Source organism: Streptomyces sp. NPDC048353 (assembly GCF_055587165.1).
The window spans coordinates 364947-377592 of record NZ_JBVJGU010000007.1 but is presented as its reverse complement, the minus strand read 5'-3'; the positions used below and the strand labels follow the sequence as shown (position 1 = coordinate 377592).

General features: G+C 73.6%; 10 protein-coding genes. 8 read left to right on the top strand and 2 right to left on the bottom strand.

The features are described from left to right. The first annotated feature begins 88 nt into the window (after positions 1–88). From ACZ6RC_RS25880 to ACZ6RC_RS25870, 3 genes are all read left to right on the top strand, one after another. Positions 89–3811 (top strand): DNA polymerase III subunit alpha, encoded by a 3723-nt coding sequence (locus ACZ6RC_RS25880; RefSeq protein WP_469587390.1) that lies wholly within the window; start codon positions 89–91, stop codon positions 3809–3811. After that, complete coding sequence (locus ACZ6RC_RS25875; RefSeq protein WP_469587388.1) at positions 3808–4767, top strand: DNA polymerase Y family protein; 960 nt, start codon at positions 3808–3810, stop codon at positions 4765–4767. Before ACZ6RC_RS25880 ends, ACZ6RC_RS25875 begins: the two co-directional genes overlap by 4 nt. A 177-nt stretch (positions 4768–4944) precedes the next feature. Further along, positions 4945–5859: an esterase/lipase family protein gene (locus ACZ6RC_RS25870; RefSeq protein WP_391144532.1), complete on the top strand. Its 915-nt coding sequence runs from the start codon at positions 4945–4947 to the stop codon at positions 5857–5859. A 4-nt stretch (positions 5860–5863) separates the two neighbouring features. On the opposite strand, the gene ACZ6RC_RS25865 is transcribed toward ACZ6RC_RS25870, so the two are convergent. Further along, a complete protein-coding gene (locus ACZ6RC_RS25865) occupies positions 5864–6952 on the bottom strand; it encodes a lytic polysaccharide monooxygenase (RefSeq protein WP_469587384.1) in 1089 nt (362 codons plus the stop codon). Between the two features lie 242 nt (positions 6953–7194). Between ACZ6RC_RS25865 and ACZ6RC_RS25860 the strand changes: the two genes are divergently transcribed. Further along, positions 7195–7968 (top strand): DUF72 domain-containing protein, encoded by a 774-nt coding sequence (locus ACZ6RC_RS25860; RefSeq protein WP_469587381.1) that lies wholly within the window; start codon positions 7195–7197, stop codon positions 7966–7968. Positions 7969–8165: 197 nt separating this feature from the next. Here the strand turns inward: ACZ6RC_RS25860 and ACZ6RC_RS25855 are convergent, their stop codons facing one another. Continuing rightward, entirely contained in the window at positions 8166–8837 is a 672-nt protein-coding gene (locus ACZ6RC_RS25855; protein WP_391144540.1) for a response regulator, read from the bottom strand. Positions 8838–8959: 122 nt separating this feature from the next. On the opposite strand from ACZ6RC_RS25855, the gene ACZ6RC_RS25850 reads away from it, so the two are divergent. From ACZ6RC_RS25850 to ACZ6RC_RS25835, 4 genes are all read left to right on the top strand, one after another. Further along, complete coding sequence (locus tag ACZ6RC_RS25850; protein WP_391144543.1) at positions 8960–9943, top strand: Bug family tripartite tricarboxylate transporter substrate binding protein; 984 nt, start codon at positions 8960–8962, stop codon at positions 9941–9943. After that, a complete protein-coding gene (locus ACZ6RC_RS25845) occupies positions 9940–10485 on the top strand; it encodes a tripartite tricarboxylate transporter TctB family protein (RefSeq protein WP_469587375.1) in 546 nt (181 codons plus the stop codon). Before ACZ6RC_RS25850 ends, ACZ6RC_RS25845 begins: the two co-directional genes overlap by 4 nt. Before the next feature lie 2 nt (positions 10486–10487). Continuing rightward, the gene (locus ACZ6RC_RS25840; protein ID WP_391144548.1) at positions 10488–11963 is read left to right on the top strand and encodes a tripartite tricarboxylate transporter permease; all 1476 of its coding nucleotides are present in this window, start codon (positions 10488–10490) and stop codon (positions 11961–11963) included. Positions 11964–12102: 139 nt separating this feature from the next. Then, positions 12103–12516: a DUF6299 family protein gene (locus ACZ6RC_RS25835; protein WP_469587371.1), complete on the top strand. Its 414-nt coding sequence runs from the start codon at positions 12103–12105 to the stop codon at positions 12514–12516. Positions 12517–12646 lie beyond the last annotated feature (130 nt).

Genomic DNA, 12646 nt, shown 5'->3' with positions numbered 1-12646 from the left:
CCCGGCGTATCGTACGCACGTTCGAAATGGTCTATGGTGAAGACGAGGGGGGTGGGAACGTACGTACGAATCGATGCGGGAGGTGCGCATGCCGGGGTTCACGCATCTGCACACCGCGTCGGGCTTCTCCCTGCGCTACGGCGGCTCGCACCCCGAGCGGCTGGCCGAGCGCGCCGCCGAGCGCGGGATGGACGCCCTCGCCCTCACCGACCGTGACACCGTCGCGGGCGTGGTCCGCTTCGCGAAGGCCTGCGCGGAGGCGGGGGTACGTCCGCTCTTCGGCGCCGACCTCGCGCTCGACGGACCCGCCCCGACCGGCCCCGGCCGGAACGGGTACGCGGGCTCCGGTGGCACGGGCTACCGCCCCCACGGCTCCCACGGCCTCGGCCCGGACGGCGCCGGCGTCCCCGGCCGCGGCGCCGGTACCGCCCCCGCAGGGCCCGCTAGGTCCGCCGCCTGGCCGGTGCGCGGTGACGGGACCTCCGCGCGGCGCGTCCCCGTGCGGGGAGGCGCCTTCGTGGACGAGTCCGCGCCCCGCGCCGTCTTCCTCGCCCGCTCCCGGGAGGGCTGGGCCGCGCTCTGCCGGATGATCACCGCGGCCCACGCGGCCGGCGCAGCGCAGCCCCAGCCCCTGCTGCCCTGGGACGCCAACCACGGCGACGGTCTCACCGTGCTCCTCGGCCCCGCCTCCGACGTCGGCCGCGCCCTCGCGGCCGGCCGCCCCGACCGGGCCGCCCGGCTGCTCGCCCCCTGGCGCGAGCGGTACGGCGACGCGCTGCGCCTGGAGGCCGTCCACCACGGCCGGTCCGGTACGGGCCCCGGCTCGCTGCGGCTCGCCGCCCGTACCGTCGGCTTCGCCGCCGAGCAGGGCGTCCGCCCGGTCCTCGGCAACGACGTCCGCTACGCCGACCCCGGCCAGGGGCCCGTCGCCGACGTCCTCGACTCCGCCCGCCGCCTCGTCCCCGTCGACCCCCGCAAGGAACTCGACAGCGGCGAGGCCTGGCTCAAGGACGCCGACGCCATGGCGGCCGCCGCCGAGCGGGTCGTCGAGGCCGCGGGCTTCCGCCGCGACACCGCCCACCGGCTGCTCGAACAGACCCGGGCCGTCGCCGCCGACTGCCTGCTCGACCCCGAGGACGACCTCGGCATCGGGTCCGCCCACTTCCCGGAGCCGTACCTCGTCGGCGCCGAGCACCGCGCCGCCCAGCGCGTCCTCGCCTCCCGGGCCGCCGCCGGCATGGTGCTGCGCGGCTACGACGGGCGCCGCGCCTACTGGGACCGGATGCACCGCGAGCTGGACATCATCGCCCACCACGGCTTCGCCACCTACTTCCTGACGGTCGCCCAGGTGGTGGACGACGTCAAAGGGATGGGGATCCGGGTCGCCGCCCGGGGCTCCGGCGCCGGTTCCCTCGTCAACCACCTCCTCGGCATCGCCCAGGCCGACCCCGTCGAGCATGGGCTGCTGATGGAGCGCTTCCTCTCCAAGAACCGCACCGCCCTGCCCGACATCGACGTCGACGTGGAGTCCGCCCGCCGTCTGGAGGTCTACCGCGCGATCATCGACCGCTTCGGCACCGAGCGGGTCGCCACCGTCGCCATGCCCGAGACCTACCGGGTCCGCCACGCGATCCGGGACGTCGGCGCGGCCCTGTCCATGGACCCCGCCGAGATCGACCGGCTCGCCAAGGCGTTCCCGCACATCCGGGCCCGCGACGCGCTCGCCGCCCTCGACGAACTGCCCGAGCTGCGCGCCCTCGCCGGGGAGAAGGAGCGTTACGGCAGGCTCTGGGAGCTGGTCGAGGCCCTCGACAAGCTGCCGCGCGGCGTCGCGATGCACCCGTGCGGGGTGCTGCTCTCGGACGCCTCGCTGCTCACCCGTACCCCCGTCATGCCCACCAGCGGCGAGGGCCTGCCCATGTCCCAGTTCGACAAGGAGGACGTGGAGGACCTCGGGCTGCTCAAGCTCGACGTCCTCGGGGTGCGGATGCAGTCCGCCATGGCCCACGCCGTCACCGAGATCGAGCGGACCACGGGCGAGCGGATCGACCTCGACGACCCGGAGCGGGTGCCGCCGGGCGACCCGAAGACGTACCGGCTCATCCAGTCCACCGAGACCCTCGGCTGCTTCCAGATCGAGTCGCCCGGCCAGCGCGATCTGGTCGGCCGGCTCCAGCCCGCCACCTTCCACGACCTCGTCGTCGACATCTCCCTCTTCCGGCCCGGGCCGGTCGCCGCCGACATGGTCCGCCCCTTCATCGAGGCCCGTCACGGCCGGGCCCCCGCCCGCTACCCGCATCCGGACCTGGAGGACGCGCTGAAGGACACGTACGGCGTGGTCGTCTTCCACGAGCAGATCATCGAGATCGTACGGATCATGACCGGCTGCGGCCGGGGCGAGGCCGACCAGGTGCGGCGCGGGCTCTCGCACCCCGAGTCGCAGGGCCGGATCAGGATCTGGTTCGCCCAGCGGGCCGAGCGGCGGGGGTACGACTACGAGACGATCGCCCGCACCTGGGAGATCGTGGAAGCCTTCGGCTCGTACGGCTTCTGCAAGGCGCACGCGGTGGCCTTCGCCGTGCCGACGTACCAGTCGGCCTGGCTCAAGACGCACCACCCGGCGGCCTTCTACGCCGGGCTGCTCACCCACGACCCGGGGATGTACCCGAAGCGGCTGCTGCTCGCGGACGCGCGGCGGCGCGGGGTGCCGGTGCTGCCCCTGGACGTGAACGCGTCCGCCGTCGGCCACCGTATCGAACTGGTGTCTGAATCACCGAAGGTGTGGGGCCTCCGGCTCGCCCTCTCCGACGTCCACGGCATCAGCGAGGCGGAGAGCGCGCGCATCGAGGCCGGGCAGCCCTACGCCTCGCTGCTCGACTTCTGGGAGCGGGCCCGGCCGCGCAAGCCGGTGGCCGAACGACTCGCGCAGGTGGGCGCGTTGGACGCCTTCGGCGCCAACCGCCGCGATCTGCTGCTGCATCTGACCGAACTCCACCGGACCCAGCGGGGAGCCGCCTCCTACGGCGGTCAGCTCCCGCTCGCCCAGGGCATGAAGACCGCCCCCGTCGGCCTGCCCGACCTGGACGAGTCGGAGCGGCTCAGCGCCGAGCTGGGCGTCCTCGGCATGGACGCCTCCCGCCATCTCATGGGCGACCACCACGTCCTCCTGCGCGAACTCGGCGTGGTCTCCGCCAAACGGCTGCGCGAGGCCCGGCACGGGGAGACGGTCCTGGTCGCGGGCGCCAAGGCGGCCACCCAGACCCCGCCGATCCGTTCCGGCAGGCGCGTCATCTTCAGCACGCTCGACGACGGCACGGGCCTGGTCGACCTCGCCTTCTTCGACGACTCCCACGAGGCCTGCGCGCACACCGTCTTCCACTCCTGGCTGCTGCTCGTCCGCGGCGTGGTGCAGCGGCGCGGCCCGCGCAGCCTCAGCGTGGTCGGGTCCGCGGCGTGGAACCTCGCCGAGCTGGCGGAGCTGCGGGCGGCCGGCGGTCTGGAGGCGGTGGGGGAGCGGCTCGCGGAGCCCCCGCCCTCCTATGGCGACGGGAACGGTGACGGCGGGCCCTCCTCCCGCCGCGACGGCGACGGCGACGGCGACGGTGACGGCGACGGCAGTGGCGACGGCGGCCAGGGCAAGGGACAGAGTCAGGGCGACGGCCAGGGGAAGGGTGGTGACAGCGGCCGCCGGATCAGGATGTCCACCGGGTTCGAGATGAACCCGTGGGCGGACCTCCGGCCCGCCGGCGACGGCGCGGTGACCCCGCCGCGCCGCAAGCTGTGGCACAGCAGTCCGGGGAGCGCGGGATGATCCTCTGCGTACGGTTCCGGCTGGAGCCCCTGTACGAGGCGATGCTTCCGCGTCTGCTCGCCCTGGTCGGCGAGTTCACCCCGGTCGTCGAGGCCGCCCCGCCCGACACCCTGCTCGCCGACGTCCGCGGCGCGCTGCGCTACTTCGGCTGGAGCCCGGCGGAGCTGGCCTCGGTGATACGGGTCAGGGCGCTCGCCCTGTACGGCGTCGACTGCGTCGTCGGCGCCGGGCCCAACCCGATGCTGGCCCGGATGGCGGCCCGCGAGGCCCGCCCGGGCGTCACCCTGGTCGTGGAGGACCCCGAGCGCTTCCTGCGGGACCGCCCGGTCGTCGCGCTCGACGGGGTCGGCCGCACCACCGCCCGTACCCTCTGCGCCTACGGACTCGACTCCATCGGACGAGTCGCGGACGCGCCGCTCGCCGTGCTCCAGCGGCTGGTGGGCGCGAAGGCGGGGCGCGAACTGGCGGAGCGGGCGCGGGGCGTCGACCGCACGCCGGTCGTGCCGAACGCCGCCTCCCGCTCGATGGCGGCCGAACACTCCTTCCCCCATGACGAGTTGGACCCGTCGGCCCAGCGCAGGGCGCTGCTCTCGCTCGCCGGGGAGCTGGGCGCCCGGATGCGGACGGAGGGCCAGGTGTGCCGCTCCTTGGCGGTCACCGTGCGGTACGCGGACCGGTCCACCAGCAGCCGTACCCGCACCCTGCGCGAGCCGACCGCCCACACGGCGGCGCTCGCCGACCTCGTGTACACGATCCACGCGTCGTTCGGACTGCAGCGCGCACGAGTGCGGGGGATCGCGCTGCGCGCCGAAGGGCTCACCCCCGCCGAGGGGGCCGCGCGGCAGCTGACCTTCGACCCGGCGGACGAGAAGGCCCGTCGGCTCGAGGCGGTGGCCGACCGGGCGCGGGCGAAGTTCGGTCCGCGGGCGGTCATACCGGGCTCGCTGGCGGCCTGAGGCCCGGCCGTTGCTCCGTACTGACGAACGGTCAGTTTTTACCGACGCGTAACTTCCCAGCAAAGGCTACCCGTGCGTAGCTTGGCATGAGCAGAGCATCCCCACTTGTGGTCCGGACCGCAGGGCTCGCTGTCATCGTTCGCCTGGATTTCCCTTGAGCCACAAGGAGATCGCACGATGCTGCCCTGGAAAAACGCCCTCAGAGCCGTGTCCGTCCTACTGCTGACCGCCGCCGCCACCCTCGCACCCACCGCCTCCGCCCAGGCCGCCGCCCCCACCCCGGCGGCCGCCCCGTCCGGCACCGCGTCCCCCGCCGCCGTCACGGCCGCCGCGGGCAGGGGCTGGAACGACTTCTCCTGCAAGCCCTCCGCCGCCCACCCCCGTCCGATCGTCCTCGTCCACGGCACCTTCGGGAACTCGATCGACAACTGGCTGGGGCTCGCGCCGTACCTGGTCAACCGCGGGTACTGCGTCTTCTCGCTCGACTACGGACAGCTGCCGAACGTGCCCTTCTTCCACGGCCTCGGACCGATCGACAAGTCCGCCGAACAGCTCGACGCCTACGTGGACCGGGTGCTCGCGGCCACCGGCGCCGCCGAGGCCGACCTCGTCGGCCACTCGCAGGGCGGCATGATGCCCCGCTACTACCTCAAGTTCCTCGGCGGGGCCGACAAGGTCCGCGCGCTCGTCGGCATCGCCCCCGACAACCACGGCACGACCCTGCTCGGCCTCACCCGGCTCCTGCCGTACTTCCCCGGCGTCGCCGACCTGATCGACGAGAAGACCCCCGGTCTCGCCGACCAGATCGCCGGCTCGCCGTTCCTCACCAAGCTCAACCAGGGCGGGGACACCGTGCCGGGCGTGACCTACACGGTCATCGCCACCCAGTACGACCAGGTCGTGACCCCGTACCGCTCGCAGTTCCTCGACGGCGCCCACGTCACCAACGTCCTCATCCAGGACAAGTGCGCCCTCGACCTCTCCGAGCACGTGGCGATCGGGACGCTGGACCGGGTCGCGTTCCACGAGGTGGCCAACGCCCTCGACCCGGCCCGCGCCACTCCGACCACCTGCCTGTCGGTCGTCGGCTGACGCGTCAGCGGCCGTGGCGGCCCGTCGACGGCGACGAGCGCCGGACCGTGGCGAAGAGCACGGCCGCGCCGAACGCCAGGACGGCGGCGCCGCCGACCGCGATGTACGGAGTCGAGCTGTCGCCACCGGTCTCGGCGAGGTTCTCGCCCGAGCCGGCGGCGGCGGGCGCGTTCGGCGCGGAGGCGCCGGGCGCGGCCCCGGTCCCGGTGCCGGAACCGTCGGCCTCCGTTCCGGCCTCCGTCCCGGCCTCTGTTCCGGCCCCGGCCTCGGAGGAACCGGACCCGCCCGGCGCGGCCCCTGCCGAGGCCGGGGCCGCCGCGGTCTCGCCCGCGCCGGTCCCCGCGTCGTCGTCGCCGTGCCCGCCGTGCTCGACCGAGGACTGGTCCTTCCCGTCCTCGATCTGCTCCTCGCTCGGCGCGCTCGCCGTCGGGGCCGGACCGCCGCCCGCGCCGCCGTTGTCCTGCCCGAAGACGACGTCCGAGCAGGTGTAGAACGCCTCGGGGGAGTCCGAGCGCTGCCAGATCGAGTAGATCAGGTGCCGGCCGGACTTCTTCGGGACGGTCCCGCCGAAGACGTAGTCCCCGCCCTCGAGCCGCGGGTCGGTCACCGTCGCGAACGGCTTCTCCTCGAGGTCCGACCACGACAGCGGCTTGGACGGGTCGTACCCGTCCTTGGTGACGTACAGCGCGATGGAGCCGCGGTGCGGAGCGGTCGCCTTGTAGCGGAAAGTGTGCGTCCCGGAGTCCAGCTTGCTCGCCGGCCAGTCGCCGCGCGCCAGATCGAGACCTCGGTACTTGTCGTTGCCGGCGCTGCACAGCTTGCCGTCCGGGATCAGCTCGCGGTGCTTGCCGGCGGCGTTGGCGATGTTCACCGCGTTCCAGTCGTAGAACGCCTGCGCCCCGCTCGCCGCCACCGCCGCCTTGCAGGCGGGGGAGTCGGGGCTCTCGGGACCTTCCGCGTAACAGGCCGAGACCCGGCTCACCGGGTCCGTCATCGACCCGTGCGCGACGGCCGGGGCGGCGGCGAGACCCGCCAGCGCGAGCGGCGCGATGCCGAGGACGAGAGCGGTGGCGGCCGTACGGCGAGCGGTCATGAGGGCGACTCCTTCGGGAGGGGGGAACGTGGGGTCGCTGAGCAAGCTAGCCGTCCGCACCGGTGAAACGGGCTGCTGGGAGCGGGTGAGGGGGATCCTTATGGTCGACTTAAGGAGCGCCTAAGCGGCACGATAGAAAGCGCCGGAGAAGCACCGGAGAAAGCACCGGAGAAGGCACCACGGACAGACCGGCCGTTCCGTCCCGCGGAGGGTGGAGCCGGCCGTTTCCGAGAGGGTGGACCGTGCCCGTACGCGTGGGAACCTCGGGGTGGCAGTACCGGGACTGGCGCGGGGCGCTCTACGCCCCCGGGGTCCCGCAGCGGCTGTGGCTGGAGGAGTACGCCCGGTCCTTCGCGACCGTCGAGAACAACAATGCCTTCTACCGCCTCCCCACGGCCGAGACCTTCGCCTCCTGGCGGGAGCGGACACCGGACGGCTTCGTCATGGCGGTCAAGGCCAGCCGCTATCTGACCCACCTCAAGCGGCTCCACGACCCCGAGGAACCGGTGCGCCGGCTCCTGGACCACGCGGCCGGGCTCGGCGACCGGCTGGGGCCCGTGCTGCTCCAGCTGCCGGCGCGGTTCCGGGAGGACGTCGACGCGCTGGACGCCTGCCTGAGGTGCTTCCCCGCGGACGTCCGCGTCGCCGTGGAGCTCCGGCATCCCTCCTGGTGGGAGGCGCAGGGCCCGCTGCGGGCGGTGCTCGAACGGCACGGCAGCGCGCTGTGCTGGGCCGACCGCGGATCACGCCCGGTGACCCCGCTGTGGCGGACCGCCCCGTGGGGGTACGTGCGTTTCCACGCCGGCCTCGCCCGGCCGGCGCCCCGCTACGGCCGGCAGGCGCTCGCCTCCTGGGCCGGGCGGATCGCCGGGACCTGGCCGGACGAGGCCGAGGTGTACGCGTACTTCAACAACGACACCGGCGGGGCGGCCGTCGCCGACGCCCCCGCCTTCGCCCGGGCGGTGGCCGCCCTGGGCCGGACGGTGAGCCGGACACCGGGCGGCCCGGCGCGGTGAACCGCACGGGCGGACGCGGGCGGATCGGTCCGATAGCCGCACGGGCGGGACGGCGGCCGGACCGGTGCGTGCTCCCGGCCAGCGCCGGTGCGGGACGGCGGCCGGACCGGCGCGGAGCCGAACGGGCGCGGAGCCGTACGGGTGGCGGTCGCGGACGTCGGCTCCGGGCGTCGGCTCCGGGCGTCGCGCGGGCGGTGTCAGCCGCCCAGGCGGCGGTAGCGTCGCTCCGGGCGGCCCGTGCCCCCGTACCGCAGGGTGATCTCCGCGCGGCCGGTCTCCGCGAAGTACTCCAGATAGCGCCGGGCGCTGACCCGGGACAGCGAGCCCGCCTCCGCGCACTCCGTCGCCGACAGGCCCTCCGGATGGGCCCGCAGGATGCCGTCCACCAGCTCCGCCGTGGGCGCCGCGAGGCCCTTGGGAAGCTCCCGCGAGCCCGGCGGCCGCGCGCCGAAGATCTGGTCCACGTCCTCCTGCCGAGCCTCGTCGAGCTCCGCAAGGCGGCTGCGCAGCGCCGCCACGTGCCGCAGCTGCTCCTGCAGCGCTGCCTGGTTGAACGGCTTGATCAGATAGTGCAACGCCCCCGCCCGCAGCGCCGAACGGATCATGCCCGCGTCCCGCGCCGCCGTGATGAACAGCGCGTCGACCCCCAGACCCGCCCCGCGCAGCTCGCGCAGCACGCTGATCCCGTCCATATCGGGCAGGAAGATGTCGAGCAGCACCAGATCGGGACGCAACAGGTCCGCGGCGCGCAGCGCGTCGGCGCCGCTGTGCGCGACACCCACGACGGAGAAACCGTCCACGGCCGACACATAACGGCTGTGCAGCTTCGCGACCATGAAGTCGTCGTCCACCACCAGCACTTTCGTCACCCCGACACGCTAGGTCGCGACCACAAGGACCACAACGTCCGTTGATTGCGGAAGGGAGACAGCTTCCTCACGCGCGGGCAACATGTGGGCCACTTCACCCACCTACCTGAGAGGCGGCACACGTGCGTCTGCGCACTCCCCTCGCCCTGTTCGGGGCGGCGCTGCTGGTGCTCGTGGGGCCGCCGCTGCTCACGCCCGGCAGCGGCTCCGACACCGGCACGCGGATACCGGGCCTGCGGTTCATGGTCCCCAACACCCCCGGCGGGGGGTACGACATCACGGCCCGCACCGTGGCCAAGAACGCCGAGGACGCCGGTCTCACCACCGGCATCGAGGTCTTCAACCTGCCCGGCGCCGGCGGCACCGTCGGCCTCACCCGGCTCGTCGGCGAGCACGGCAACGGCCGGCTCGCGATGTCCATGGGCCTCGGCGTCGTCGGAGCCGTCCACACCAACAAGACCCCGAAGACCCTCGCCGACACCACTCCGATCGCCCGGCTCACCGAGGAGCAGGACATCGTCGTGGTCGGGAAGGACTCCCCGTACCGGACCATCCAGCAGCTTCTCGCCGCCTGGAAGAAGGATCCGGGCAAGCTGCCCGTCGGCGGCGGGTCCTCGCCCGGCGGTCCCGACCACCTGGCCCCGATGCTGATGGCCCAGGCGGCCGGCATCGCGCCGAAGACCGTGAACTACGTCCCCTTCGACGGCGGCGGCGAACTCCTCGCCTCCATCCTCGGCGACAAGGTCGCCTTCGGCGTCTCGGGCGTCGGCGAGTACCTCGACCAGATCGAGTCCGGTGAACTGCGCCTCCTCGCCGTCACCGGCGCCCAGCGGGTCCCCGGGCTCGACGCCCCCACCCTGCGCGAGGCGGGGCTGGACACCGAGTTCACCAACTGGCGTGGGATCGTCGCCCCGCCCGGCCTCTCCGAGGCGGAGCGGGAGAAGCTCGTCGGCCTGGTCGGCGAGCTGCACGCCTCCCCGCAGTGGCGGGAGTCGCTGAAGAAGAACGGCTGGAACGACGCCTTCCTGCCCGGCGAACGCTTCGGCGCGTTCCTCGCCGAACAGGACCGGCGCGTCGGCTCCGTACTGAAGGAGCTGGGACTGTGACCACCCCCGAGACCCCCGAGACCCCCGGCACCCCCGCGGCGCCCGCGCGGAAGGGCCGGCTACGCGAGCGCTCCGAGCTCGGTGTCGGCCTCCTGCTCCTCCTCATCGGCGTCCTCGTCCTCACCGACGCACTCACCATGACCGTCGACGTCGCCCAGCGCGGCCCCGTCGGCCCGCGGACCGTCCCGCTCGTCGTCGGCGTCGGACTCCTCGTCGTGGCCGTCCTCCTCACCGTCGACGTGCTGCGCGGCGGCCGCGGCGAGGCAGAGGGCGGCGAGGACGTCGACCTCTCCGAGCCGGGCGACTGGCGCACGGTGCTGCTCCTCGCCGGAGTCTTCCTCGCCTTCGCGGTCCTCATCGGGCCCGTCGGCTTCCCCGTCGCCGGCGCCCTGCTCTTCTGGGGCGCGGCCTACGCGCTGGGCAGCCGCCACCCCCGCCGCGATCCCCTCATCGCCGCCGGGCTCTCCCTCTTCACCTACCTCGTCTTCGACCACCTGCTCGGAGTCCCGCTGCCCGGCGGCCCGCTGATGGGAGTGCTCTGACCATGGACTCCGTGAACTCGCTCATCGACGGCTTCGGTACGGCCCTCACCCCGATGAACCTGCTCTGGGCCGCGCTCGGCGTGCTCCTCGGCACCGCCATCGGCGTCCTGCCCGGCATCGGCCCGGCCATGGCCGTCGCCCTGCTGCTCCCGGTGACGTACGGGCTCGAACCGACCGGCGCCTTCATCATGTTCGCCGGGATCTACTACGGCGCCATGTTCGGCGGCTCCACCACCTCCATCCTGCTCAACACCCCCGGCGAGAGCGCCGCCGTCGTCGCCGCCATCGAGGGCAATCCGATGGCCAAGGCGGGCCGGGGCGCGCAGGCGCTCGCGGCCGCAGCCATCGGCCACTTCGCGGGCGGCATGATCGGCACGCTCCTGCTCGTCGCGCTCGCCCCGACCGTCGCCGCACTCGCCGTCGACATCGGCGCGCCCGACTACTTCGCCCTCATGGTCCTCGCCTTCATCGCGGTGACCTCCGTCCTCGGCTCCTCCCGGATCCGCGGCCTCGCCTCGCTCCTCATCGGTCTGACGATCGGCCTGATCGGCCTCGACCAGATGACCGGCCAGCAGCGCCTCACCTTCGGCTCGCTCCAGCTCGCCGACGGCATCGACGTCGTCATCGTCGCGGTCGGTCTCTTCGCGATCGGCGAGGCCCTCTGGGTCGCCGCCCATCTGCGCCGCACCTCGGGCAAGCCGCTCCCGGTCGGGCGGCCGTGGCTCGGCAAGGACGATGTCCGGCGCACCTGGAAGGCCTGGCTGCGCGGGCCGTTCATCGGGTTCCCGTTCGGCGCGATCCCGGCCGGCGGCGCGGAGATCCCGACCTTCCTCTCGTACGTCACGGAGAAGCGGCTCTCGAAGCACCGGGACCAGTTCGGCAAGGGGGCCATCGAAGGCGTCGCGGGGCCGGAGTCCGCCGCCTCCGCGTCGGCCGCCGGAACGCTCGTCTCCATGCTGACCCTGGGGCTGCCGACGACCGCGGTCGCCGCCGTCATGCTCGCCGCGTTCCAGCAGTACGGGATCCAGCCGGGCCCGCTCCTCTTCGAGCGCGAACCCGACCTGGTCTGGGGCCTGATCGCCTCGCTCTTCGTCGGCATGGTCCTGCTGCTCGCGCTGAATCTGCCGCTCGCCCCGGTGTGGGCGAAGCTGCTGCGCATTCCGCGCCCGTACCTCTACGCCGGCATCCTCTTCTTCGCCGCCGTCGGCGCGTACGCGGTGGGCGGCGAGGCGCTCGACCTCGTGATCCTGCTGGTCATCGGGCTCGTCGGCTTCGGCATGCGGCGCTACGGACTGCCCGTGCTGCCGGCCGTCATCGGCGTCATCCTCGGCCCGGCCGCCGAACAGCAACTGCGCCGCGCGCTCCAGATCAGCGACGGTGCGCTGACGGGCCTGGTCGACACGCCCTTCTCCGTCACCGTGTACGCCGTCGTCCTGCTCCTGCTGGTCTGGCCGCTGCTGAGGAAGCGGAAGGTATGAGCGTACGACGGTATGCCCGACCGCGACCGGTCGCGTCCGGTCCCAACGCGCCCCCGAAAGGGTGAGTTTCGGACATAGGGCGGCTTGATCCGATATCCCTGGCGGGCAACGTTCCCCCACTTCGAAAGGGACCGCGCCCATGCGTCTCCGTCTCGCCCTCGCCGCCACCAGCCTGCTCATGGCCGCCACCGCGTCCACCGCCCACGCGGAGCAGGTCGACGACCTGTCCGTCGACGCGTACGGAACCGTCGCCGACGACGGCACGGTCACCGTCTCCGGCACCTACCGTTGCTTCGACGACAGCGCCGGCCCCGTCTTCGTCGGCAGCACCCTCGTCCAGCAGAATCTCTCCGCCGGGATCGGCGGCACCCGTGCCGTCTGCGACGGCCGGGTGCGGACGTGGACCAACTCCGGCGTCGTGAAGGAGCCCGCCTACCGTGCGGGCGCGGCCCGGGTGAAGGCCACCCTGATGCAGCTCACGCCCACCGGCCCGATGGGCCTGCCGATGCCCGGCTTCCTCGCCGCGCAGGACTCGGACGTCACCCTGTACTGACGGCCTTCCGAGCGGTGTCCGGGGGCTCCGGCGCACCGCCCGCACGGGCACAGCCGTGCCGCGGACCCCTCGCGGCGCCCCCGACCCCGCCGCCCGCCGCGGCCCGGTTCCCCCACCCCGGGCCCGCGGC

Coding starts and splice junctions, on each gene's coding strand:
- ACZ6RC_RS25880 (WP_469587390.1), top strand. CDS start 89: ATGCCGGGGTTCACGCATCTGCACACCGCGTCGGGCTTCTCCCTGCGC.
- ACZ6RC_RS25875 (WP_469587388.1), top strand. CDS start 3,808: ATGATCCTCTGCGTACGGTTCCGGCTGGAGCCCCTGTACGAGGCGATG.
- ACZ6RC_RS25870 (WP_391144532.1), top strand. CDS start 4,945: ATGCTGCCCTGGAAAAACGCCCTCAGAGCCGTGTCCGTCCTACTGCTG.
- ACZ6RC_RS25865 (WP_469587384.1), bottom strand. CDS start 6,952: ATGACCGCTCGCCGTACGGCCGCCACCGCTCTCGTCCTCGGCATCGCG.
- ACZ6RC_RS25840 (WP_391144548.1), top strand. CDS start 10,488: ATGGACTCCGTGAACTCGCTCATCGACGGCTTCGGTACGGCCCTCACC.
- ACZ6RC_RS25835 (WP_469587371.1), top strand. CDS start 12,103: ATGCGTCTCCGTCTCGCCCTCGCCGCCACCAGCCTGCTCATGGCCGCC.